Origin of the sequence: Rufibacter roseolus, from assembly GCF_017916365.1 — a bacterium.
GTDB classification, from domain to species: Bacteria; Bacteroidota; Bacteroidia; order Cytophagales; family Hymenobacteraceae; genus Nibribacter; species Nibribacter roseolus.
This window is the reverse complement of record NZ_JAFMSU010000003.1, coordinates 1,015,950-1,041,604: the sequence shown is the minus strand read 5'-3', so window position 1 is coordinate 1,041,604 and position 25,655 is coordinate 1,015,950. Positions and strand designations below refer to the sequence as shown.

At 52.7% G+C, this 25,655-nt stretch carries 20 protein-coding genes; 19 read left to right on the top strand and 1 reads right to left on the bottom strand.

Going from position 1 to position 25,655, the window contains the following annotated elements; all coding sequences use genetic code 11:
• Positions 1-172 precede the first annotated feature (172 nt).
• From glf to J3P35_RS20050, 13 genes are all read left to right on the top strand, one after another.
• Positions 173-1,390 carry a UDP-galactopyranose mutase gene (glf, locus tag J3P35_RS20110; protein ID WP_210466533.1) on the top strand — a complete coding sequence of 406 codons (1,218 nt, stop codon included), beginning with the start codon at positions 173-175 and terminating at the stop codon, positions 1,388-1,390.
• Entirely contained in the window at positions 1,377-3,626 is a 2,250-nt protein-coding gene (locus J3P35_RS20105) for a family 1 glycosylhydrolase (RefSeq protein ID WP_210466532.1), read from the top strand. Before glf ends, J3P35_RS20105 begins: the two co-directional genes overlap by 14 nt.
• A gap of 674 nt (positions 3,627-4,300) precedes the next feature.
• Positions 4,301-7,681 carry a preprotein translocase subunit SecA gene (gene secA / locus J3P35_RS20100; RefSeq protein WP_210466531.1) on the top strand — a complete coding sequence of 1,127 codons (3,381 nt, stop codon included), beginning with the start codon at positions 4,301-4,303 and terminating at the stop codon, positions 7,679-7,681.
• Positions 7,671-8,342, top strand: coding sequence for a deoxyribose-phosphate aldolase (deoC, locus tag J3P35_RS20095; protein ID WP_317195410.1), 672 nt, complete (start codon positions 7,671-7,673; stop codon positions 8,340-8,342). Before secA ends, deoC begins: the two co-directional genes overlap by 11 nt.
• A gap of 11 nt (positions 8,343-8,353) precedes the next feature.
• The gene (locus J3P35_RS20090; RefSeq protein ID WP_210466530.1) at positions 8,354-8,902 is read left to right on the top strand and encodes a sporulation protein; all 549 of its coding nucleotides are present in this window, start codon (positions 8,354-8,356) and stop codon (positions 8,900-8,902) included.
• 936 nt (positions 8,903-9,838) lie between these two features.
• Positions 9,839-11,044 carry a M20 metallopeptidase family protein gene (locus tag J3P35_RS20085; RefSeq protein WP_210466529.1) on the top strand — a complete coding sequence of 402 codons (1,206 nt, stop codon included), beginning with the start codon at positions 9,839-9,841 and terminating at the stop codon, positions 11,042-11,044.
• Between the two features lie 1,137 nt (positions 11,045-12,181).
• The gene (locus tag J3P35_RS20080; protein WP_210466528.1) at positions 12,182-12,616 is read left to right on the top strand and encodes an Hsp20/alpha crystallin family protein; all 435 of its coding nucleotides are present in this window, start codon (positions 12,182-12,184) and stop codon (positions 12,614-12,616) included.
• Between the two features lie 183 nt (positions 12,617-12,799).
• Positions 12,800-14,299: a Do family serine endopeptidase gene (locus J3P35_RS20075; protein ID WP_210466527.1), complete on the top strand. Its 1,500-nt coding sequence runs from the start codon at positions 12,800-12,802 to the stop codon at positions 14,297-14,299.
• Between the two features lie 146 nt (positions 14,300-14,445).
• Positions 14,446-16,008 carry an L-piperidine-6-carboxylate dehydrogenase gene (gene amaB / locus J3P35_RS20070; protein WP_210466526.1) on the top strand — a complete coding sequence of 521 codons (1,563 nt, stop codon included), beginning with the start codon at positions 14,446-14,448 and terminating at the stop codon, positions 16,006-16,008.
• Between the two features lie 41 nt (positions 16,009-16,049).
• Positions 16,050-16,454 (top strand): hypothetical protein, encoded by a 405-nt coding sequence (locus J3P35_RS20065; protein WP_210466525.1) that lies wholly within the window; start codon positions 16,050-16,052, stop codon positions 16,452-16,454.
• Positions 16,455-16,607: 153 nt separating this feature from the next.
• A complete protein-coding gene (locus J3P35_RS20060; RefSeq protein ID WP_210466524.1) occupies positions 16,608-17,084 on the top strand; it encodes a hypothetical protein in 477 nt (158 codons plus the stop codon).
• A 5-nt stretch (positions 17,085-17,089) separates the two neighbouring features.
• Positions 17,090-18,007, top strand: a complete 918-nt coding sequence (locus J3P35_RS20055) for an SMP-30/gluconolactonase/LRE family protein (protein ID WP_210466523.1) — start codon at positions 17,090-17,092, stop codon at positions 18,005-18,007.
• A gap of 251 nt (positions 18,008-18,258) precedes the next feature.
• A complete protein-coding gene (locus J3P35_RS20050) occupies positions 18,259-18,756 on the top strand; it encodes a DUF4442 domain-containing protein (protein WP_210466522.1) in 498 nt (165 codons plus the stop codon).
• Here the strand turns inward: J3P35_RS20050 and J3P35_RS20045 are convergent.
• Positions 18,753-19,709, bottom strand: a complete 957-nt coding sequence (locus J3P35_RS20045) for an alpha/beta fold hydrolase (RefSeq protein WP_210466521.1) — start codon at positions 19,707-19,709, stop codon at positions 18,753-18,755. The genes J3P35_RS20050 and J3P35_RS20045 overlap by 4 nt on opposite strands.
• 225 nt (positions 19,710-19,934) lie before the next feature.
• On the opposite strand from J3P35_RS20045, the gene J3P35_RS20040 reads away from it, so the two are divergent.
• From J3P35_RS20040 to J3P35_RS20015, 6 genes are all read left to right on the top strand, one after another.
• Positions 19,935-20,495, top strand: a complete 561-nt coding sequence (locus J3P35_RS20040) for an RNA polymerase sigma factor (RefSeq protein ID WP_210466520.1) — start codon at positions 19,935-19,937, stop codon at positions 20,493-20,495.
• Between the two features lie 60 nt (positions 20,496-20,555).
• The gene (locus tag J3P35_RS20035) at positions 20,556-21,143 is read left to right on the top strand and encodes an anti-sigma factor (RefSeq protein WP_210466519.1); all 588 of its coding nucleotides are present in this window, start codon (positions 20,556-20,558) and stop codon (positions 21,141-21,143) included.
• On the top strand, positions 21,124-22,467 hold the full coding sequence (locus J3P35_RS20030; RefSeq protein WP_210466518.1) for a hypothetical protein: 1,344 nt from the start codon (positions 21,124-21,126) through the stop codon (positions 22,465-22,467). The genes J3P35_RS20035 and J3P35_RS20030 overlap by 20 nt, the downstream gene beginning before the upstream one ends.
• 106 nt (positions 22,468-22,573) lie before the next feature.
• Positions 22,574-22,999, top strand: coding sequence for a RidA family protein (locus J3P35_RS20025; RefSeq protein ID WP_210466517.1), 426 nt, complete (start codon positions 22,574-22,576; stop codon positions 22,997-22,999).
• Positions 23,000-23,405: 406 nt separating this feature from the next.
• Positions 23,406-25,208: a MutS-related protein gene (locus tag J3P35_RS20020; protein WP_210466516.1), complete on the top strand. Its 1,803-nt coding sequence runs from the start codon at positions 23,406-23,408 to the stop codon at positions 25,206-25,208.
• 186 nt (positions 25,209-25,394) lie between these two features.
• Positions 25,395-25,640 (top strand): hypothetical protein, encoded by a 246-nt coding sequence (locus J3P35_RS20015; RefSeq protein WP_210466515.1) that lies wholly within the window; start codon positions 25,395-25,397, stop codon positions 25,638-25,640.
• The last annotated feature ends 15 nt before the right edge of the window (positions 25,641-25,655 follow it).

The window sequence follows — 25,655 nt, the reverse complement described above, 5'->3', positions numbered from 1 at the left end:
TCACTTCTGGGAAAGAAAAGCCCGGCCGTTTCAAGCTAATTTTAAAGAAAACAGCCCCAAAGCAGGAAACAAGATTCTCTCTCCCTGGAGGAGAGTGTGAGGAGATACGCCATTAGTATCCGTGTAAAATAAGCAAAATTAAATTTGATCTAACTTTTAGCCAAAAGACAATATGTTCGACTATCTGATTGTAGGGGCAGGCTTTGCCGGGAGCGTACTAGCCGAGCGTTTAGCTACGTATTCCAATAAAAAAGTATTAATTATAGACAAACGCTCGCACATTGGCGGCAATGCCTATGACCATTATAACGAAGACGGGATTCTGGTACACAAGTACGGTCCGCACATCTTCCACACCAACTCTAAAGAGGTATTTGAATACCTGGGTCAGTTCACTGAATGGCGTCCGTATGAGCACCGCGTGCTGGCCAGCGTAGACGGGCAGCAGGTACCCATGCCAATCAACCTGGACACCATCAACAAGCTGTACGGCCTCAACCTTACTTCCTTTGAGCTGGACAAGTTCTTTGAGTCAGTAGCCGAGAAGGTGGACAACATCCGTACGTCTGAAGATGTGGTGGTTAGCAAGGTGGGCCGTGAGCTCTACGAGAAATTCTTCAAGAACTACACCCGCAAGCAGTGGGGTATGGACCCTTCTGAACTGGACAAGTCGGTGACCTCGCGCGTGCCTACCCGCACCAACCGCGATGACCGCTACTTCACAGACACCTACCAGGCCATGCCGTTGCACGGCTTCACCAAGATGTTTGAGAAGATGCTGGACCATCCCAACATCAAGATCATGCTCAACACAGACTACCATGACATCATAGACTTCATTCCTTTCAAAGAGATGATCTATACCGGTCCGGTAGATGAGTACTTCGATTTCAAATACGGGAAACTGCCGTACCGCTCGCTGGAGTTCAAGCACGAGACCGTGAACAAAGAAGTGTTTCAGCCGGTGGCCGTGGTGAACTACCCTAATGAGCAACTGTACACCCGCGTAACGGAGTTCAAATACCTTACCGGTCAGCAGCACCCTAAAACCAGCCTGGTGTATGAGTTTCCCCGCGCAGAGGGAGATCCTTACTACCCAGTACCTAAACCAGAGAACGCCGAGCTGTACAACAAGTACAAAAAACTGGCCGATGCCACCCCAGGCGTTCACTTCGTGGGCCGTCTGGCTACCTACAAGTACTATAACATGGACCAGGTTGTAGCCCAGGCGCTTACCCTGCACAAGAAACTGACAGGCGACAAAGTGACCAAACAGCCTGTTGTGGACGGCATGGACGTATTGCCCAAAGTGGTGCGCGAAGCCCTGACTGGAGGTGCCAGCACCGTAAACGGAAGTTCCACCAAAGTTACTCCGAATGGGAAACATTGAGCTTTGGGGGGGCGTTGAGTGTACCATTAACCGCGTTGGTGAGCAGTACTTTGACCAGCTAGCCAAAAGCGGGCACGCGCAACGTCTAACGGACCTTGATCTGTTTGCGGAATTGGGTATCACCAAATTGCGATACCCGGTACTGTGGGAGAGCGTGGCCCCAGAGCACCCGGAAAAACAGGATTGGAGTTGGGCCACCCAGCGGCTCAACCGCCTCCGGGAACTGAACATTGACCCTATCGTGGGGCTGCTGCATCATGGCAGCGGCCCCCGATATACAGACCTTCTGGACGACGATTTTCCCCGGAAATTTGCGCAGTACGCGCGCTCCGTGGCCAAACAGTTCCCCTGGGTCACCTATTACACCCCCATCAACGAACCACTTACCACCGCCCGGTTCAGCGCATTATACGGTTTCTGGTACCCTCACGCCAAAGACGATTCCTCCTTTGCCAAAGCTTTACTAAACCAAATCAACGGTACCCGGCTGGCCATGCAGGCGATAAGGGAAATAAACCCCAATGCCCAATTGGTGCAGACAGATGACCTGGGGTACTCCCACAGCACTCCGGCCTTGCAGTATCAGGCAAACTTTGAGAACCACCGCCGGTGGCTTTCCTGGGACCTGCTCTGCGGCAAGGTAGACCGGCAGCACGCCATGTGGAACTACCTGCGCGAGGTAAACGTGCCCGAGGAAACCTTGGATGACCTGGTGCAGAACCCTTGTCCGCCTAACGTGATCGGGGTGAACTACTACGTTACCAGCGAGCGGTACCTGGACGAGCGCATCATTGACTATCCATGGCACACCCACGGCAGCAACCATTACCAGCGCTACGCCGATGTGGAGGCCGTGCGCGTGCAGGCCGCCAATCCGCTGGGCGTGCAGAAAATCCTGGAGCAGGTCTGCGACCGCTATGACATTCCGGTGGCCATTACCGAGGCCCATCTCTGCTGCACCCGTGAGGAGCAGATGCGCTGGTTTGCCGAGGTCTGGGATTCTGCCTCGTTTTTGAGAAATCAGGGCAAAAACATCCTGGGGGTCACCGCCTGGACATTGCTGGGTGCCTATGATTGGAACACCCTGCTTACGCAGAACAACGGCCATTACGAGATTGGCGTCTATGACCTGCGCAGCGGGGAACCGGCCCATACGGCCGTCTCCAAATTCCTGAGTGGCCTGACCAAACAGGAAGAGCGCCACCCGGTGCTGCAGATTGACGGTTGGTGGAAACGCGCCTGCCGCAGTGTCTACCCACCTTTGGCAGAATGCCCTGAGTCTTGGAACATGGCTGCCGGACCTTTGCGGCAACTGAATAACCTTACCGTTCAGCCGCTGCTCATTACGGGTGCCACCGGTACCCTGGGCCGGGCCTTTGCCAAAGTCTGTGATGTAAGGGGAATCCCGTACGTGCTGCTCTCCAGGCAGGACATGGACATTGCAGATGAAGCCTCGGTGGAGGAGACGCTGCGTAAATTCCAACCCTGGGCTTTGGTGAATACGGCCGGCTACGTTCGCGTTGATGACGCCGAAAGTGAACCTGAAGCCTGCTACCGCGAAAACACCCTGGGGCCGGCCGTGCTGGCCAAAGTGTGCCAGGCGCAGAACATCGGGTTTGTGACTTTCTCCTCAGACCTAGTTTTTGACGGGAACAAGCCAACCCTGTATGCAGAGAAAGACGAGGCTAATCCGCTGAATGTATACGGCTCCAGCAAGGCCCTGGCCGAGGAGCAGGTGCAGGCCGCTATGTCTGGTGCCCTGGTCATCAGGACCAGTGCCTTCTTTGGGCCCTGGGATGAGCATAACTTTGTGTACAAGGCCTTGAAAGCCATTGCCCACCAGGAGACGTTCCTTGCCGCCGAGGACAGTATTGTCACACCTACTTACGTGCCGGATTTGGTGAACGCCGCCCTTGACCTGTTGATTGACGGGGAAAGCGGCATCTGGCACCTGGCCAACCAAGGCGCCCTCAGCTGGGCCCAATTAGCGGAACTAGCGGCCAATTTGGCGGGCCTGGAGCCCAGTCCCTGGCTTCAGCCGGTACCGCATGAAACATTCAACCTGCCAGCTGCCCGGCCCGCCTCTTCGGCGTTGGGGACAGAAAAAAGAGCCATCCTGCCGTCGGTAGAAGATGCCCTGCGTAGATTCCTGCACATGTGTGAATTCAACTTCAGACCATCTGATCGTCAGTTGCATAACCCCGAAGATGAGATGCAGTTTGCCGCGCAGGCGTAAGAATCTGTGCTATTTCCATTAAGTCCGTTTGGGGCCTGTTTATGATAAAACAGGCCCCAAACGGACTTTTCTTTTTGCCCAAGGTTGAAAGGGTGTAACCTTCTCACACGGCGCCGGAAAACCCCAGCAACTAATTGAACAGGCAATTCCGTCAGGCAGAACTGAACACCTCAAACAGGGGTAAAAGGCCTGCTAAAACTTTGGCTTTGGCTTTTGATTTCAGAATACAATTCCTGATCCAAGTCTCTAAGTGAATAGGAGCCGATGTGCTATTCCTGAAAAAGCTTAATCCATTCTCCTCCGGATGAAATCTTGGGGAAAATCTGCTCCCAAGGGAAGCAGGGCTGGTTTCCATCTGCTTGGTGAACGGCTTGAAAGTTCTGTCTGTTCAACCGGGCAAGAGAGGAAAGCGCTTGCCCGGTGGGTTGACAAAGGGCAGAAATCAGGTTAATTTTAGACGGACCTTGGTTTAAGGCTGTTTTTGCAAAAGTAGCCTTGAAATACCGTTGCTTTTTTCTGACCCAGGGCAATTTTCATCCAATTTTCACTTTCTATGACATACCGTCATACCAAGGGCACTATTGTGTAAGTGGTATTGTTTTAGCTAGATAGAAAATTGTCGGAAAAACCGCGTATTTTTGAAATTGATTCAAGTACATCTTAATTAGTTATATATGTTTGATTTTGTTGGGAAGACGGTCGCTAAGATTTTCGGTACCAAATCGGAGCGGGATATCAAGGGGGTATTGCCGTACGTAGCGCTCATCAACCAGGAGTTCGCCAAGCTCAATTCCCTTTCTGATGACCAACTGCGCGCCCGCACCCTGGAGGTACAGGCCGTGATCGCAGATCGTCTTAAGCCCATTGATGATAAAGTAACGGTTCTTTACCAACGCATAGAGAACGAGCCGGAGCTTGACATTGCCCAGAAAGAAGAGATCTTCACTGAGATTGACTCTCTGGAAAAAGACCGCAACAAAGACCTGGAAGTTGTGCTCATGGAAGTGCTGCCGCAGGCCTTTGCCATTGTAAAAGAGACCGCCCGCAGGTTCAAAGAAAACGGCCAACTGACGGTTACCGCTACCGACCTTGACCGCAACTTCGCCTCACGCAAACCCAACGTGCAGATCAACGGTGACCAGGCCGTTTGGTTAAATAAATGGATTGCCGCCGGCAACGAGGTAACCTGGGACATGCTCCACTATGACGTGCAGCTCATTGGCGGTATTGTCTTGCACCAGGGTAAAATTGCCGAGATGGCGACGGGTGAAGGTAAAACCTTGGTGGCTACCTTGCCAGCCTTCCTGAACGCCCTGGCTAAACGCGGCGTGCACGTAGTAACCGTGAACGACTACCTGGCCAAGCGTGACTCTGAGTGGATGGCGCCGTTGTTTGAATTCCACGGCATCACCATTGACTGTATTGACAAACACCAACCAAATACTGATGCCCGCCGCAACGCCTATCTGGCGGACATCACCTACGGTACCAACAACGAGTTCGGGTTTGATTATCTGCGCGACAACATGTCCCGCGAGCCCGGTGAACTGGTACAGCGCAAGCACCACTATGCCATGGTGGATGAGGTGGACTCCGTGTTGATTGACGATGCCCGTACGCCATTGATCATTTCTGGTCCGGTGCCGCGCGGCGATGAGCACGAGTTCTACGTGCTGAAGCCCCGCGTAGCCGCCCTGGTAGAAGCCCAGCGTAAATTGGTGAGCAACTACCTGGTAGAAGCCAAGCGCCTCATCAAAGAAGGAAACGACAAAGAAGGCGGTCTGGCCTTGTTCCGCGCTTTCAGAGGTCTGCCTAAAAACAAGCCGTTGATCAAATTCCTGAGCGAGACCGGTGTGCGCCAGATCTTGCTGAAAACTGAGGCATATTACCTGCAAGACCATGCCCGTCAGATGCCGGAGGCCGACAAGCCTTTGTTCTTCACCATTGACGAGAAACATAACCAGATTGAGCTCACCGAGAAAGGCATTGACTTGATTACCGGTCAGGGCGAAGATCCGCACCTGTTCATTCTGCCAGACATCGGGACTGAGTTGGCCAACATCGAGAGCCACAAAGAACTGTCTGCCGATGAGAAACTGCACGAGAAGGAGCGCCTGATTCAGGAATACCAGGAGAAGTCGCAGCGCGTGCACACCATCAACCAATTGCTCAAAGCCTACACCCTGTTTGAGAAAGACACCGAGTACATCGTGACCGATGACCACAAGGTGAAGATCGTGGATGAGCAGACCGGCCGGGTAATGGAAGGTCGTCGTTATTCAGACGGCTTGCACCAGGCCATTGAGGCGAAAGAGAACGTGCGCGTAGAAGACGCCACGCAGACTTACGCTACGGTTACGCTACAGAACTATTTCCGGATGTACCACAAGCTGGCCGGTATGACCGGTACCGCTGAGACCGAAGCCGGTGAGTTCTGGGAGATCTACAAGCTTGACGTAGTGGTGATTCCTACGAACCGCGTAGCCCAGCGCAAAGACGAGCACGACAAGGTTTACAAGACCATGCGTGAGAAATACAACGCTGTTGTAGAAGAGATTCAGTCTCTGACCCAGGCCGGACGCCCGGTACTGGTGGGTACTACCTCAGTGGAGATCTCTGAGCTGGTAAGCCGAATGCTCAAACTGCGCGGCGTGCCTCACCAGGTATTGAACGCGAAGCAGCACCAGCGCGAGGCCGAGATTGTGGCCGAAGCCGGTAAGCCAAGCACCGTAACCATCGCTACGAACATGGCGGGACGTGGTACGGATATCAAACTTACCCCGGAATCTAAAGCTGCGGGCGGATTGGCCATCATCGGTACCGAGCGTCACGAATCCCGTCGCGTTGACCGTCAGCTGCGTGGTCGTTCAGGCCGCCAGGGTGACCCGGGATCTTCCCAATTCTTCGTGTCATTGGAAGACAGCTTGATGCGTCTGTTCGGTTCTGACCGCATTGCCCGCCTGATGGACCGTATGGGTCTGGAAGAAGGCGAAGTGATTCAGCACTCCATGATCACCAACTCCATTGAGCGTGCGCAGAAGAAAGTAGAGGAAAACAACTTCGGGACGCGGAAGCGCCTGTTGGAGTACGATGACGTGATGAACGCCCAGCGTGAAGTGGTGTACAAGCGCCGCCGCAATGCCCTGTATGGCGAGCGTCTGGAGCTGGATATCTGGAACATGATCTATGATACCGCCGAGGACATTGTGCAGACCTACAAGGCCACCGGTAACCACGAGGACTTCCTGCTGCACATCATCAGGGTGTTTGGTTTCAACTCCGCTATTACCGCGTCTGAGTTGGCCGGTCAGTCTGTAGACGTGTTGATGGATCGCCTGTACAATGAGGCCCTTGATTTCTACCTGGCTAAAAACCACCAGATCATGGATCAGTCGGCACCTATCATGGCCGATATCTATGAGAACCGTGGTCCGTTGATTGAGAACATCGCCGTACCTTTCTCTGATGGACGCAAGCAGATCACTGCCATTGCCAACCTGGAGAAAGTGGTGAACACCCACGGCCGTGAGCTCATCAAGACCGTGGAGAAAGTGATCACCCTGGCCACCATTGACCAGGCCTGGACCCAGCACCTGCGCGAGATGGACGACCTGAAGCAGAGTGTGCAGAACGCGGTGTATGAGCAGAAAGACCCGTTGTTGATCTACAAGTTTGAGTCATTTGAGCTGTTCAAGCGCATGATCAGTAAGGTGAACGAAGAAACCGTTTCCTTCCTGTTCAAAGCCGATCTTCCGGTACAGCAGGAGGCGCCGGTTCCCGTACAGGAAGCGCGCCAGCCCAAAGCCCCGAAAGCGCCGCGATTGCAGGAGCAGAAAGAGGAGGTGCATTCTACCTTAGAAGAGCCTACGCAAGGGATGCCTTCTATGCCGCAGGCCGCCGCTCCAAAGCATGCGCCAATCAGGGTAGAGAAGCACGCTGGCCGAAATGACCGCGTCAACGTGATGTACTCAGACGGACGGGTTATGAAAGACGTTAAGTTCAAAAACGTAGAAAACGATTTGCTCAACAACCGTTGCGTACTCCTTGAAGACTAAATCACTGATTTCCCCGGAACAGAGCTTGGCACCGTATATAGACCATACGGTGCTAAAGCCTGATACAACTAAAGATATGGTGGCACAACTCTGTCAGGAAGCGGTCCAGTACCGCTTCGCGGCAGTGTGCGTGCCACCTTGCTTTGTGCGCCAGGCCGTGGCTGCCCTGCAGGACACGGGCGTAAAAGTAGCCACCGTGGTGGGTTTCCCTTTTGGGTACCAATTGGCCAAGGTGAAGTTCTTTGAGGCGCATCAGGCCCTGTCTGAGGGAGCCACTGAGATTGACGTGGTGATGAACATCGCGGCTTTCAAATCGGGGAAACATGAGGAAGTTATGTCAGAGTTGCAGGAGCTCAGCACGCTGTGCCACTTCAAGAATTCTATCCTGAAGGTGATCATAGAGACGGCGCTCTTGTCTCCGGAGGAGATTGTGCAGGTGTGTCAGATATGCGTGGAGGCCGAGGCCGATTTCGTGAAAACGTCTACGGGTTACGCCGCTTCTGGTGCTCAGATTGAAGACGTGCTGCTCATGCGTGCCAATCTGCCTGAACACATAAAGATCAAAGCCTCGGGCGGGATCAAAACAAAGGAAGCCGCCCTTGCGTTGGTGAAAGCGGGAGCAGACCGGATTGGAACATCCTCCGGCGTTTCATTGCTATGATTTGGAGAGACATGACCTATAGACTTTTTACCTTCCTTTGCCTGGCCCTTATGATGAGCTGTGCTGCCACCGGTAGTACTTCCTCTTCCACGAACAACGGTAACGGTTCTGCCTCTACAGGTAGCGGCCGTTCTGATGGGAAAAAGGGAGAAGGCACGGCTACCCTGGTAGACACCAAAAAGTACCGGCCCACTTTTCCGGCAGCCCCTGAAGGTGGCTCGGAACCCATGGCCCCGCCCGCTCCCACAAACCACGTAGGTCCGCAGGTGACCTTGCTCATGGACAGCGTGGCGCAGGTAAACCGTAACATCAAATACGCCGCGGGTTACCGTATTCTGGCCTACACCGGCATTGAGCGGAAAGTCGCCATGGACCTGCGCAATAACATTGTGAGAAGACTGCCCGAGGAGAAAGATTACCTCACTTATAAGCAGCCCACCTACGTGCTCAAGATTGGTGATTTCTTTACCCGGGTAGAGGCACAGGCTGCCCTGAACAAAATTCAGGATCTGTTGCCAAACGCCCTGCTGGTGCAGGAAACCATCAACATTCCTAAATAAGACGTTAAACCGTCTGGTTTTACCATCCGCCGTTCAGGGCTTGTTTTTCAGAAAACAGGCGCTGAACGGCGGATTTTTTGTGTTATTCTGCTGAATCATCCATTCCTATTTAGTCTTCTGAGAAGTGTGGGCTGTTATGGATTTACAGGAATGAAAGGTGCCGCTGATGCTTCAAAGAAACATTTTGCCTGTAGAATAGCTCGGCTTTAGCTAAGTGGAAAGCTGGTGATTGTCTTTGTAGGGCAGGTAAAATCAGTCTGGAAAAATACGGATGGCAGCACTAGGATTTGACGGGGGGGGGGGAGGAGAATTACTGAAAATGAAGTGGAGACTACTTAATTAGCAAAGAGGCGGTTCAAGAATAGAAAAGCGCTTCGTAGTTTTAGGTAAGAGCATTGTGTAATGGATAAACAGGACCTGATCTTACTTAATCTTTTTGCTAGAGTACGCGGGTATCTGGAGCCTGAAGACCATCCCGTATCTTCCGCAGAGATAGCCCTGGACAATCACCTGTCTATGGAGCAAACGTTTTCTTTTTGCAATGACCTTGTACAGGAAGGTTTTGTAGCCATTAGCCCCTTGAACAACCCGCCTTTGGTTTACCTTACCTTGACAGGCCTAGCCAGGGCCCGGAGAATGGAAGCCACCTTCGGCTTCTTGCGGCAGAAATCGGCTTCCTAGCCTTCGGCAATCTTTTTCAAAAAAAAACTTCCCTTAACTAATAATCTGACACGCTTATCATTTCTTGGCATTGAGCCTGCATGTAGGATAGGAGCGGAATAGGGAATGAACCATTTTCCGCTTCAGAATTCTACATCTCAGCAAATATTGGTGAATGGATAATGTACCGTTTAGAGGCTGTTTTCTGTAAACAGGCTCTAAACGGCATTTTCGGTTTATAGCCGTACCTTTGCCCTATTCGTTTGCCTTTCTACTATGCAAGAACTAACCCACCATATACAAGACCTCGCCCGGAAATACGCGTCAGACACGGTATCTACCCGCCATCACCTGCACCAGAACCCCGAACTGTCTTTCCAGGAATTTGAGACCTCAGCTTACGTGTTCCGGAAACTGCAGGAGTACGGGCTGGAGCCGGAGCGTGTCACCGAAACCGGGGTAGTGGCGCTGGTCAAAGGCCGCAACCCCGAGAAAGCCACTACCGCCCTCCGCGCCGATTTAGACGCCCTGCCCATTCTGGAGACGAACGAGGTGGATTATAAGAGCCGTAACGAAGGTGTGATGCATGCCTGCGGCCATGACGTACACACCTCCTCGTTGCTGACCACAGCCCGCATTCTGCAGGAGCTGCGCCAAGAATTTGAAGGCACCGTGAAGCTTATTTTCCAGCCCGGCGAGGAGAAATTTCCGGGAGGCGCGTCTTTGATGATCAAGGAAGGCGTGCTGCAGAACCCAACGCCGCAAAGCATCATGGGGCAACACGTGTTTCCGTTTCTTCCCTCGGGCAAAGTCGGGTTCCGTTCCGGTATGTACATGGCTTCCGCCGATGAAATCTACATCACCGTGAAAGGTAAAGGCGGCCACGGCGGCTTGCCCGAGCAACTGGTGGACCCTGTCCTGATCTCGGCGCACTTGCTGGTGGCCTTGCAGCAGATCGTCAGCCGGCGGGCCAATCCTAAGGTACCATCGGTGCTGTCCTTCGGGAAAGTCATTGCCAACGGCGCCACCAACGTGATTCCGGGGGAGGTACACATAGAAGGCACCTTCCGTACCATGGACGAAACCTGGCGCGTCGAGGCCAAGCAAAAAATCAAGAAACTGGCCGAAGGGCTATGCGAAAGCATGGGCGGTTCCTGCGACATCAACATCATGGACGGCTATCCTTTCCTTAAGAACGACCCCACGCTGGTAGCCCGCGCCCGCGCCGCCGCCGAAGCCTATCTTGGCCCGGAGAACGTAGAAGACCTGGACATGTGGATGGCCGCCGAGGATTTCGCCTACTACTCCCAGCAAACCGCTGCCTGCTTCTACCGCCTGGGTACCCGCAACGAGGAACAGGGCATCACGTCCGGCGTACACACCCCCACCTTCAACATTGACGAAGCAGCCCTGGAAGTTGGTAGTGGCCTTATGGCTTGGCTGGCCATCAGTGAGCTTCACGCACTGACCGCTCAGTTGTAAGCTGATTTTCTTTGTAGAAACCTTTTTTTCTAGATATAGAAAGCCTTCTGTTTGGAGCCCTTTTTTGAGAAAAGAGGCTCTAAGCAGAAGGCTATGGTTTTTTCGCGGTTTTGGTTTTTAAGCTAATCTTATAAACTGCCCTTGTCATATGCAGATATCTTTTTGAATAGGGCAGGTTGAAAAGGAATGTAATTGTTTCCTTCTCTAGCCCCTCTTTCCTGGTTCAAGTTTTCAACTTGGACCTACCATGGTCTGCAGTTTGCAACTGCAGTGAGGTGTCAGCCTCAAAACCACTTTGGAGATATTACTTTCAAATTTTTCCTTACCAAGCCTCAGAACTGCAACAGCGGTCTGCCGGCGTTTGTCACTTTTCTCCTTGATGAGAAAAGTAACCAAAAGAATCAAGAAGCCTCAAACTCGCTGACGCTCGGACAGTGAGGCTTCAGTAAAGGTACCACTTGGCTAAAGCAATCTTTTTCATAGCTGACGTAGGCCATCACGGCTTGAACTGTTACTGCTTGCGGCAGCCCGTGTCTCGGCCTCACTGTAGGCCTTCGCCCCGGCCTGCCGCAGGAAAACAGGTGTTTGTGGCATTAGGTTAGGTTAGGTTAGGTTAGGTTATCATGTAGAGACAAGGCAGGCCTTGTCTCCAACGGGTCTCCTCCGCAAAGGACAGACGCTACCTGAAAGGGCACCCACAAGAGGTGCCCTTACATTCTCCTCCTAACCTCACCCGTCATGCCTGCCGTTGTTGGTGTTATCACCAACAACCAAACCTGCGGCTCAACTATCTTCTGAGGCATTGTGGAATTCTATCCTCTGAGAGGCAGGGGTGGGTTTGAGTTTCAGGCCGCTTTTCAGAAAATAAGCCAGAAACCACTAGTAGCAACTGGGGCTTACCAATGCTTACCAATGCTTATCATTGCGGCATAGGGTAATGCTTTTCAGAAATCAACCATGCGGGATGACCAAATTTCCACTCTGAATAATATTTTTAAGACAAAATGTCTTAACTAATTCTAGTTAAATCTATAAAGCAAGACTTAATGTCTGTATATGCTCTGTTTATACGTTTGGTACAAAATTTACTAATAGGTAGATATCCAACTAGAAATTAAAACCTAAGAGATAAAGACAATGACAACTGTAAAACAACATCCGGTATTGCAAGGCAGAGCGCCACAGACTTTCAGCAGCCTTTTGGACAGTTTTTTTCAGGACACTGTGAACAACCGTCGGGTGCAGGGTTTCACGCCGGCCGTTGATCTTTGGGAAACTGAGAAGACCTATGAGGTGGAACTGGCCCTGCCAGGGGTGACCAAAGAAAACATCAACGTGGAGTTTGAGGAAGGCGTGTTGCGCGTAAGTGGCGAGCGTACTTTCAAGAAAGAAAACCAGGATCAGAAATACCACCGCGTAGAGAACCTGTACGGTAAGTTCAGACGCTCTTTCCAACTGCCAGAGCACATTGATGCCGCGGCAATTGATGCCCAATTCGAGAACGGAGTGCTGCATATTTCCGTACCTAAAGTGGAAGAGAAAGTGGTGAAGCACCAGATTTCTGTAAAGTAACCAAAAGTTAAGAATATGTTAAAAAGGCGCTTTTGGGCGCCTTTTTGGCGTAGTCTTTGAGTATGATATAATACTAGTTTTGCTATTTTAGCGTTACCCACGTACAGAAGAAACAAGACTGTCCATTACCTTAAGAAAAGAGATACTTTTCAATTTATTAACCTATATAGCTGACCAATCAATATGAAAACTAAACAGCTAATGTTGGGGCTGATGCTCTCTGCAATGGTAGGTGGAGGCGTAGCCGTTGGGAGTTACAGACTGTTGGACGATGATGCTCCTGTGAGCGGGCAGCAGTTGCCCAATACCAACGTGAGGTATACCAGTGCCATGCGCACCTCAGATGTGGTGGTGCCGGAAGGCCTCAATTTCGTGACCTCGGCTGAGTTGGTGACTCCGGCGGTGGTGCACGTGACTACAGAATATAAAGTACAGGCACGCCGTGGGCCAAGTGCAGGTGAAATTCATCCGTTCTTTCGTGATTTCTTCGGTGATGATTTTGAAGGATATCAGCGCCAGCAGCAAGGTCCGGCCATGGGCTCCGGTTCTGGGGTGATCATCGCCTCTAACGGATACGTGGTGACTAACAACCACGTGATTGACCGTGCCGATAAAATACAGGTGATCCTGGACGATAAACGCACGTATGAGGCCACTCTGGTGGGTACTGACCCTAACACAGACATCGCGCTGCTGAAAATCAACGCTGACAATTTGCCTGCCCTGCGCTACGGCAACTCTGACAATGTGAAAGTGGGCGAGTGGGTGCTGGCAGTAGGTAACCCTTTCAACCTGAACTCAACCGTGACCGCTGGTATCGTGAGTGCCAAAGGCCGTAACGTAGGTATTCTGCAAGGTGCCGGGAACATGAGCGTGGAGTCTTTCATCCAGACCGATGCCGCCGTGAACCCAGGTAACAGCGGGGGTGCCTTGGTGAACCTGAACGGTGACCTCATCGGGATCAACACCGCTATTGCGTCGCAGACTGGTTCTTTCGCGGGTTATTCCTTTGCGGTGCCTTCATCTATTGTGAGCAAAGTGGTGGATGACCTCCTGAAATACGGTGAAGTACAGCGTGCCTTGTTAGGGGTGCAGATGCAGGAAGTAGACGCCGATCTGGCCAAAGAGAAAAACCTGAAAACCCTGAACGGGGTGTACGTGGCCGGTTTCTCTGAAAGCAGCGCCGCCAAAAACGCCGGTATTGAGCAAGGTGACGTAATCACTGAAATCAATGGGGTGAAAGTGAACACCGGTGCCCAGTTGCAGGAGCAGGTGACCCGCTACCGTCCTGGCGATAAGATCAAGGTGACTTACCTGCGCGGAGGCAGCAACAAAACTGCCAACGTAACCCTGCGTAACGCCAGCGGCAGCACCGAGATCGTGAAACGTGACCCTAACTCCAAAAAGGCCATGACCATTGACGGGGCCAAGTTTGAGGCTGCCAGCAAGCAGGAACTGAACAAACTGGATATTCCGGGTGGTGTGAAAATCACTGGGGTAGAGGAAAGTGCCTTCGCTGAGACTGGTATGAAAGATGGTTTCATCATCACCAGCATTGACAAAGCGCCCACCAACGCGCCTCAGGACGTAGACAAAGTGCTCAAAGGCACCCGCCGCGGCGGACTCCTCATTGAAGGGGTTTACCCAGATGGTCGTCGTGCTTATTACGCCCTGGGTCGCTAATTTTGACCTGTTTTGAGAAATATAAGCCCTAAACGGCTCTTGCAAAGCTCCTGCCCTGCGGCAGGAGCTTTTTTGTTTTTTATGTTGGTAGAAAGGGCTATACTAGTGCCTTATTCCCCAAAAACCAGAAGTTAACCAGAACCTATATGCAGACCGAGACCACGCTCCAAACCGATATCACGGATATTCTAGCCCAACTGGGTATCCAGGACACTAACCCCGCCTACAGCACCGGGCTGAAGTGGGGCGGAGAGAACAATGCAGAATCCCGCACCATTCATTCACCCACCAACGGCAAGCCCATTGCCACGGTGAACATGGCCTCTGAGGCGGACTATGAGCAAGTGGTGACTACGGCGCAGCAGGCGTTTCTGGCGTGGCGTACCTGGCCCTCGCCCAAGCGCGGCGAAGTGGTGCGCCAGATAGGTCTCAAACTGCGCGAGTACAAAGAGCCTTTGGGCAAACTGGTGAGCTACGAAATGGGCAAGATCCTGCAGGAAGGCCTGGGCGAGGTGCAGGAGATGATTGACATCTGCGATTTCGCGGTGGGCTTGTCAAGGCAGCTGCACGGGTACACCATGCACTCAGAGCGCCCTACGCACCGCATGTATGAGCAATACCACCCGCTGGGCGTGGTGGGTGTGATCTCGGCGTTCAACTTCCCGGTGGCGGTTTGGAGCTGGAACGCCATGCTGGCAACCATCTGCGGCGATGTAGTGGTCTGGAAACCATCTGAGAAAACGCCGTTGACGGCCGTGGCTTGTCAGCATATTATCCGGGAGGTGCTGGAGCAGAACCAGGTGCCCGAGGGGGTGTTCAACATCATCATCGGCGATGCCATGGTGGGCAGCAAAATGGCGCATGATGAGCGTTTGCCTTTGATCTCGGCTACTGGTTCTACCCGCATGGGTAAGAAAGTAGGCGAGGCTGTGGGTCGGCGTTTAGGGCGTTCTTTGCTGGAATTAGGCGGAAACAACGCCATCATCATCACGCCCAACGCGGATCTGGAAATGGCTATCCGGGCGGTGGTGTTTGGGGCGGTAGGAACCTGCGGCCAGCGCTGCACGTCTACCCGGCGCCTCATCATCCATGACAGCATCTATGACGAGGTGAAAGAACGCCTCCTGAAAGTATATCCTAACCTGCCCATCGGGGATCCGCTGAAAGACGGTATTCTGGTGGGGCCGCTTATTGACAAGGACGCCACCACGGCTTTCCTGGCCGCGCTGGAGAAGGTGCAGGGCGAGGGCGGAAACCTGCTCATAGGCGGCCAGGTGCTGGAAGGGGAGGAATACGCCACCGGTACCTACGTTACCCCGGCCATTGTGGAAGCCGAGCACCATTACCACACCGTGCAGGAAGAAACCTTCGCGCCCATTCTGTACCTCATCAAGTACAGCGGCGACGTGAACAATGCCATTGACATCCAGAACGGCGTGCGCCAGGGACTTTCCTCTTCCATATTCTCCTCTAACCTGCTGGAGACCGAGGCCTTCCTGAGCCACTGGGGTTCTGACTGCGGCATCGCCAACGTGAACATCGGGACGTCAGGGGCCGAGATTGGCGGGGCATTTGGGGGCGAGAAAGACACCGGGGGCGGGCGCGAGTCGGGCTCGGATGCGTGGCGCTTCTACATGAGAAGACAAACCAACACCATCAACTTCGGGCGGGAGTTGCCGCTGGCCCAAGGCATCAAATTCGACTTCTAAGAAGGCAAATAAAGTACGAAGCAGAGGCTTGAAGCAAAGTTATGAAGTTAAAAAAGCTTAAATCAGTTGGTCACAATACAGCAGCTTCTTATTTGAGTACATTAAGCCTTATAGGTGGAAAATACACTAGTACTGTTTTATATAGATTAGCCTTGAAAATGGGGTTTACTCATTTAGAGTTGGATGTTTTAAACAATACCATTTATCCTTCCATAGAGCACTCAGGCGTAAAAACCTCCTTGAGTCAACTTAAAGTGAGGTTTTTAGAAATCTTGTATAAAGAAGAAATCCATTTTGAGGCGGTAAAATCTTTTAAGATTAGTATAGACCTTTTAGGAAGTAGAGAAGATGTTGTAGATATTCGGTGTAAACCAATTATAGTTGATTGGAATGGCAAAGAGTACGAATGTGCTTCTGTCTATGAAAAGTACCCCGAACCCATATAAATAACTTTGCAACACTATACCGCATTACAACGCTATAGCACAACCATTTTGATGGAGAAGGGCAAGGTATTTAGGGTGATTTCCTCTCAAGAGGGAAAGTGAAACTGTTCATTAGTTAACCTGTTTGATTCTCAGCAAGAAACAAAAATCCTCATGGATACCACCCTTAAAAGAGCGCGAAGACAAGGGATTGCCTACGCAATCAGGGCAACGCTGGTCACCGAGGTGGCCATTGCCGTGCTCTTCTTCACCTTTATGCTGGCCGTGACCAGCTCCGCCCAGATGTTTTGGGACATCGTCACGTACCTGGGAGCAGCCAACGTGACCATCTTTGTCTTCTCCAGCCTGCTGTTCGCTTTTTTGGTGGGCAGAAAGGCCGGCGTGAAAATCATGCTGCGTAAAAAGAAGTACGCCTGGGTGGGAGTCTTCTCCAGCCTAAAGGTGGTGCTGTTCTCCACGTTGATCTGCTGCCTGGCCGCGTTGCTTTTGCAGGCGGCCGCGGGTCCGGTAGAAAGAGGCTGGCTCTTGAACTACATCATGAAGCCTTTTGCCTGGGTGGCCGTATTGTGCCTTATCCCGGTTTCCGTGGCCGGGCTGTGGTACGGCTACAAACTGAAAAGTAAACTGTAATTGTAATGACCAAACCCAAAGTCCTGATTCTGGCGGCGAGCGCTGCCCTTCTTTTTCTTATCCCCAAACTGCTGTCTGCCCAGATCACAGACAAAAACGGTATTGTTGCCAAAGGCGCCAAAGTGGAGAAACTGGGCGATGGCTACTCCTTCACTGAGGGGCCAGCGGCAGACCAAGAGGGCAACGTGTACTTCACAGATCAGCCCAATAACAAGATCTACAAATGGTCAGCGAGTACGGGGAAGATCAGCCTGTTCAAGGACCAGGCGGGACGGGCCAACGGCATGTATTTTGACCGGAAAGGCAACCTCATTGCCGCTGCCGATATGGACAACCAGCTTTGGTCCTTTGACCAGGCCGGGAAGCATACGGTGTTGGTGAAGGATTACAAAGGCAAACTGCTCAATGGTCCCAACGATCTCTGGGTTGCCCCCTCAGGTGCCATGTACATCACAGATCCCCTGTACAAAAGAGATTACTGGACCCGTAACCCAGAGCGCCAGCAGGAGGGCGAGCACCTCTACTACCTGAGCCCCGATAGAACCAAATTCTACCCAGTAGACGAGACCTTGGTGAAACCAAACGGAATTGTAGGCACCCCCGATGGGAAGAAGCTCTACGTAGCCGACATTGAAGCCAACAAAACCTACGTCTATACCATCAACAAAGACGGCTCCCTCTCCGGCAAAAAGCTGTTCGCAGACATGGGCTCTGACGGCATGACCATAGATAGCCAGGGGAACTTGTACCTCACCGGCAAGGGCGTGACCGTGTTTGACAAGGAAGGCCGGCAGATTGCCCAGATTCCCATCCAGGAGAACTGGACCGCCAACGTGGTATTCGGCGGCAAAGACCGGTCCACGCTGTTTATAACAGCTATGGGATCGGTGTACGGGTTGAAGATGAAGGTGAAAGGCATTTAGTCGTATGCCTCAAATGCAAACGGCTGTTTTAGGTCTGTTTTGGCTTAAATGGCCCTAAAACGAAGCTTTTAGTAGAGGCCTATCAGGCAGCTAAAACCTAGGTGAAAACAGAAAGGCCCGAACCATTCTAATATGGTTCGGGCCTTTCTGTTTTAGGGCCGTTTTCCAGAATCCAGCTGGGAAACGGATGGGCGGGGTTTTCAAACCTCGGGCAGAATGCCTATCTTTTCTCAGGCACCAACCGCTGGCTTATGACAACCGCCTCTACCGCTCCTTTCCGCAACCTGATCACCAATCCTGTGAAGCTGAAGCTGTTCCTGCTCAGGAACCTGCCCATGGCGTACCTGGCGGGTATCAAGATCAAACGGCTCACGGAGGAGGAAGCGCAGGTAACCATCGGGTACAAGTACCTGACCAAAAATCCGTTCAGGTCCATTTACTTTGCCTGTCTGAGCATGGCTGCAGAGATGGCCTCCGGGGTGTTGAGCATGATGTATCTGCACGGGGCCCAGCCCTCGGTGTCTATGCTGGTGGTAGGCATGGAGGCCAATTTCAGCAAGAAAGCGGTGGGTACCATTACCTTCACCTGTTCAGATGGGGAAGCCATTGCCGCGGCCGTAAGGGCCGCCCAAGCCACCGGGCAGAGCCACAATGTGCAGGCACTGAGCATTGGCCGTAATGAGCAGGGCGAGGAGGTGGCCCGTTTCCGGATCACCTGGTCCTACAAAGCCAGAAGCCCCAGGGCCTAGCTTTTCTTGCTCGTTTTCTTCAGGAATTCTTTGATGGCCTTCTGGAACTGGGCGTTCTGCTCCAGGTAAATCACGTGGCCGCCCGGCATAGAGGCTGTCGTTTGGTTCGGGAATTTGAAGCTCTTGTAATGGTCTGGCCCGATGGAGAAATCCTGCTGCCCAGAGATCACCAGCACCGGCATTTTCAGGTGGCGGGTTACCTCGGTGAAATCCTGGAAGTACTCTGGGTAGTTCATCCAGGCCTGCCCGAAGCTGTAGTTAGGCGGGCGCTTGGCGTCTTCTTCGTTCATTTTCCGGAGACCCTCAGTCGTGGTGTACATGAGCTGGTGGTACTTGTCTTTTTCGTTCAGGGCCTGGATGATCATCATGAAACGGTCAATCACCGGTCTGTTCTGGTCCAGGAACGGGGCGGGGTTCTCAGGCTTCAGAATCTCCAGGCCTTTGTCTATCTGCACCTGCGCCGAGTAGTTCAGGTTAAGGGTGCCATTCAGGAGAATCATGCGGGAGATGGTCTGCGGGAAGTAGTAGGCGTATTCGGTGGCCAGGATTCCCCCGAAGGAATGGGCCAGCACCGTCCACTGCTTAAAGCCCAGTTGCTGACGTACCTCGTCAAAGTCCTGGACCGTGCGCCGCAGGCTGTAATTGCCCTCGGGCGCTTTCCCAGACCGGCCGCTGCCGCGCTGGTCTACATACACCATCTGCAGGGAGTCTTCCAGGGTATTCACGCCCAGCACTTCAAAGGAATGGCTCCAGGCGCCGGGGCCGCCGTGGATGAAAAGGCAGGGCCGTCCCTTGCCTGATACCTTTACATAGAGTTCGGTGCCGTCGCTCATGGTCAGGCGCATTTCGCGCGGCGCGGAAGATTGGGAGGCTGCGGGCGTTTTCTGGGCGAAAACGGAAAAACCAGGGCTAAACAGCAGTAGAAGGAGTAAAAAGGGGCGCAATTGTTTCATTGTTTTCTGTTTTTTGGGCAAAATTGAGAAATAAAATGAAAAATTAAAGGTTATTTCATAAACAGGATTTTTTTGGAGCGTGGTGCAACCCTTAGGCTTTTGCCTAGTCTTTAGAGTAGAAGTTTGGAACAGGAGAGAGCCGATAGGCTCAATGAAAAGTGTTGGTGTTGTTCCGGGTTGCTGTTACTGAAATTACCGTCATGATGAGCATTAAAAGGTAACAATTTGGAGACGCTGGAATACACCGACGTTAACGCGCACGTGGTGGCCCGCTGTAAGGAGGGCGATCGGAAGGCGCAGTATGAACTGTACAAACTCTACAGTAAGTCCATGTTCAACGTGGCCATGCGCATTACTAATGACTATACCGAGGCAGAGGATGTCTTGCAGGAATCGTTTCTGAGCGCGTTCAGGGAACTGCATACCTTCAAGGGAGACTCTACTTTTGGCAGCTGGTTAAAGCGCATTGTCATCAACAAGTCCATCACCAAAGTGCGCAGCCGGCGCCTGCAGGTGGTGCCCATGGAAGACCATCAGGACTTCGCCGACGAAGGCCCCGAGGTAGACCAGGAAGACCTGGAGTACAAAGTGGAAAGCATCAAGAAAGCCATTCAGTCTCTGCCTGACGGCTACCGCGTGGTGCTCACGCTGTATCTCCTGGAGGGATATGACCATGGCGAGATTGCCGACATCCTGAGTATCAGCGAGGCCACGTCTAAATCGCAGTACAGCCGGGCCCGCAAGAAACTGCTAGGCTTGATTCAGGAGCAGTCGTTTTTTAGCTGAAAAAGTAAAAACAGCACCTAAACGGGCAGCATTTAAATACGAGTACAAAGCGCAACAGCCATGAAAGATAGATTAAAAGATTTTGTACAGGCCCACCGAGAGGAGTTTGACTCTTTTGCCCCCCGACCGGATCTGTGGCAGGACATTGCCGCAGAACTACAGCAGGAGGAGAAAAAGCCCGTCATTCCCATTGAGACAGAACAGGAGGCCAAAGTAATTTCCATCAACTGGCACACCGCCTGGCGCTACGCCGCCGCCATAGCCCTGCTGGTGATGGTGGCCTTCTCGGCCCGCTACTACATGAATACCCAGGAATCCACAGATGCCGTTGCTACCACCCAGCCGGTGCCGCTGGAGAAAATAGCCCCAGAGCTGCGCCAGATAGAAACCAAGTACGTGCGGGTGATTGAGAAGAAGAAGTCTGAGCTCAAAGCCATGGGCGCCGGCCAGGTAAGGTTCGCAGAGCTGGACTCGGCTTATAACGAACTCAAAAAAGAACTCTACACCACGCCTAACAAAGAAGTGCTTCTGCAGGCCATGAGCGATAACCTCAAAATGAGAATCGCGCTGCTGAACCAACAACTGGAAGTGCTTGAAAGCAGAAGTAACGTAAAAACCCCAGCGCGTCATGAAACAACCAATATCTAAACTAGTACTGCTTACTTGCTTTTGCTTCGCGCTTGGGACCGCCCAGGGGCAGACCCCGCGTGTGTCTGCGTCCTGCAAAGAAGTTTTGAAAGATGAGATAAGGGTAGAGGTGGTCCCGCAGGTGCAGCATGCCCTGGCCGCCCTGCCAACCCCCGATGCGTTGGCAGAACTAGCCCAGGTTTCTCCCTGTGAGATGAAGTTAGAGCTTGAGCACCTGTCGCTGCCTTCCATCCACCTGAACCAGGTGCTCATAGACACGCCGCAGATCCCAACCGAGCAGCCTGGGCCAGAACAGCCCACCCCAGACTTGCAGGGAGCCTATGCCCACACCAAGATCAAGAAAGTGGAACGCTCCTTCAAGGTAGACCGCTCAGACAAGCTCAACATTGAGAACCAGTTTGGCCGGGTAGATGTGCAGACCTGGAACAGAAACGAGATTGCCGTGGAAGTGACTGTGGTGGCCCGCGCCATGACCGAGGAGAAAGCCCAGGAAATCCTGAACAAGATCAACATCAGGGTGAACGAGGATTTAGGCAACAACCTGGTGTCCTTTGTGACGGAGCGGGAGCCCATGCAGATCAGGACCAGCAGCGAGAAAGCCTTTGAGATCAATTACCTGGTGAAAATGCCCAGAGCCAACCCACTGCGCATCGCCAATAAATACGGCCTGGTGCAGATGCCCGACTTTGACGGCCCCACTGATCTGGAGGTGCAGTACGGCAAACTCACCACCGGTAGCCTTAACAACCCCAAGAACCGGATCACGGTGACCTACAGCGGGGGCGAGTGTATGCTAGGCTACGTGAAAGGCGGCGACCTGCTGTTCAAGTACTCTCACATGCGCTTAATGGGCGCCGATGACATCAACACCGTCACCGCTTACAGCAGCATCACCATTGACAAGGTAGACATGCTTACCATGGCCAGCCGCTATGATTCCCGCTTCCACATTGGCAGCGCCGGGCAGATCACCGGTACGGGCAGCTACTCGGGCATCAAAATAGGGAGCCTTCGGGAATCTGCCAGCCTCAACGTGAAGTACTGCTCGGGCTTCGAGATCAACAACGTGTCGTCTAACTTCCGGAAACTGGAGTTGACGGGTGGCTACACCGGCATGGCCCTGGGCTTCGCCGATAACTCGGCCTTCAACTTTGAGGTAGACACCCAATACGGCAACTTCAAGGTAGACCAGGATCTGGCCAACTTCAGTCTCAAGGAGGTGCGCAACACCTCTAGCACCTACAAAGGCAAATACGGGAAGTCGGCCTCGCCCAAAGGCACGGTGAGCGTCACCAGCAGATACGGCAGCATTGCCTTCAACTAAAAGCACCAGCATTTTATCATGGGGAGAGCGGACCTACCAAGGTCCGCTTCTTTTTTGCCCTGTTTTTAGCTTATTTTAGGAAAACTGGCCTCAAAACAGAAAGACCATGGACAAGACACCGCCCGCAATAGTAAACGCTTCACAGGCCCCCGAACCGGTAGGCCTTTACCCGCACGCGCGTAAAGTAGGCAACCTGCTGTTCCTCTCGGGTGTGGGACCCCGCGAGAAAGGCGTGAAACAGATCCCGGGTGTGACCCTGGACGAGGCTGGCAACATCACCAGCTATGACATAGAGGCCCAATGCCACTCGGTGTTCAAGAACGTGCGCACCATTCTGGAAGAGGCCGGCTCTGCCTGGGAGAACCTGGTGGACGTAACGGTGTTCCTCACCAACATGAAAGCTGATTTCCAGACCTACAACCGCATTTACGCCCAGTATTTCCAAGACTGCCAGCCCTGCCGCACTACGGTAGAGGTAAACGCGCTGCCCACGCCCATTGCCATAGAACTCAAGTGCATCGCCACCATTTAAGGCTTTGTGTTTTCGGTTCGATTTCAGGAAAACAGCCCTGAAGCAATAACACTGCTAACGCTGGCGCGAGCCTCCGGCTCGTGTCCACGTATACTCACCTTTTGTCATCCTGAAAGGGATCTTGTGGGAGAACGGTAGAGGTGGTACATTCCTGTATTTCCAGTTTGCCCACAAGATCTTTCCAAGATGACAGAAGAGAAGGTGAAAGATGGCTTTCGGCAGGCAATAACTCGGCAGTTTTACCTTTCTAGAAGAAGGTTTCTCGTTTTCAAGCCAGTTTCCAAAAAACAACCTTGAAACAATAAATACTGGAAGCAGTTTCCTATTTTGCCTGGGTAGTTAGGCGCGGGTCTAACCGCAGGACAGAACCTCTAGCGGGTTCTTTGATGATTTGAAGTAGTTCTTGATGATACAAAATTCCCCAGAAGCGTTGTTCACCCAGCGTGAGCAACACTTTTTAGCCGCCGAGGAGCGGCAGGCTACCAAATACCGATGGGTTGGGTGGCTCAGGCTGTCTTTTTTCGTAGGCTCAGTGCTGGGCTGCGTAGTGTTGTTTTACTACGGGCACAACGGGGCCGGGCTTAGCCTGCTCATTGGCGGGTACTTCATCTTCGCGGCGCTCATTTATTGGCACAACAAAATTGAGTACGCCCGCAAGCACCAACTTTACCTGGGCCTCATCAACAGAAAGGAAAACGAGCGCCTGCGCGGCGAACTCACAGATTTTCCGGCGGGTGAGGAGTTTCAGGAACCCAACCATTTCTACACCGCCGACCTGGACGTTTTCGGAGGAAATTCGCTTTTTCAGCTTTTGAACAGGGCCGTGACGCGTTTGGGGCAGCAACGCCTGGCCGAGTGGCTCAAAGCGCCGGCCTCGGCCGAGGAGATCAAAGCGCGGCAGGAAGCAGTGGCCGAGCTCCAGCCTGATCTGGAGTGGCGCCAGAACCTGCAGGCCCGGGCCATGCACCACCATCGCAAAACCCAGCAATTGCCCCAACCTTTCCTGCAGTGGCTCAAGAGCTCCGATTTTTTCTCCGGTAAACCCTGGCTGGTGGTCTTGACGTTCCTGTTGCCCTTGCTCACCATTGCCGCCGCCATTTACTGGGCTCAGGACCACTCACATTATCCATTCATAGCCCTGGTAGTGATTCAGTTTCTGGTGGCCTACCGGTTCCAGCGCCAGCGCGATGAGTACTATGAGGAGAGCACCGGCATGTATGAGACCCTGCGCAGCTATACAGACCTGTTGGTGCATATTGAAGGCCGCAGTTTCCAAAGCAAAAAGGCCCAAGCTCTGCAGCAGCAACTCAAGATTGGCGAACAGCAGGCCTCGGAGCACGTGCGCAAGCTGGCTTCCATTATCCAGTTTCTCTCAGCGCGGCTTAACACCTACCTTAACTTTATCCTGAACCACATGCTTATGTGGGATTTCATTTGGATGTGGCGCCTGGAACGCTGGAAGAAAACCATGTCGGGCAACATTGGGCAGGTGCTTGATGCTGCCGCTGAGTTTGAGGCGCTCGCCAGCCTGGCTGCTTTCCAGTATGCCAACCCAGGTTTCGCCGTTCCCCAGATCAGTGGCCAGCCTTTTGAGTTCTGCGCCGATGAACTGAGCCATCCGCTTATCTTCAGTCCGGGCCGCCGGGCCAACAGCATTTCCTTCAAGGGTGCCGGCAACACGGTGCTGATCACAGGTTCCAACATGTCTGGCAAGAGTACGTTTCTGCGGGCGGTGGGCGTGAACATGGTGCTGGCCTTTACCGGAGCGGCCGTCTGCGCCAGAAAGGTGACCGTTTTCCCCGGCCAGGTGTACACCAGTATGCGCACCGAGGACAACCTGGCGGAGAACACCTCTTCTTTCTACGCCGAGCTCAAGCGCCTTAAAATCCTGCTGGACCTCACGCGCACCAACCAGCCGGTGTACTTCTTCCTGGACGAGATCCTGAAAGGCACCAATTCCCATGACCGCCATCAGGGAGCCATGGCCTTGATCAGGCAGTTGCACCAGCGGCAGGCGGCAGGCTTCGTGTCTACCCATGACCTGGAGCTGGGTAATATGGAGCAGGAACTGCCCGGCTCGGTACAGAACTTCAGTTTCAATAGCTATTTTGAAGACGGCCAACTGCGGTTCGACTACACCCTGCGGCCTGGCATCTGCCAGAGCTTCAACGCCAGCCAACTCATGCGCCAGATGGGGATTGAGTTATAGTTTACAGGCCATTTAGAGGAAATCAGGGCTAAAACAAGTAAGCGCTTTTCTGCTTCTGAAGAGTGGAATCGCAGATGGCTGCCCGGAAGGAGAATTCTTAAACTTGGGGTAACAGTTTTGAAATCCTCCCGGTTACCTTTGCGTACAGTAGTTTTGAACTGAAACCCTCATTCTTTTTCTTTACCCATGCGTGTAGTAGCTGATATTCCTCACCCCGACATCAAGATTACCTTATTGGCCTGGAACGGGAAGTACTTGCTTAAACTGGAGTTAGGCCCCTTTGAGCAAACCTATAAAGTAAGTGAGATGGAGGTGACCGGCGGCGATGAGGAAGTGAAAACCTGGTTAGACGAGCCCTTCCTGCAAGGCAGTATTGAATTATTCCTTTCCATGCGGAAGAACCTGCATGAGGCCCGCCGCCGACATGAATAATTGGAATATTTTTCG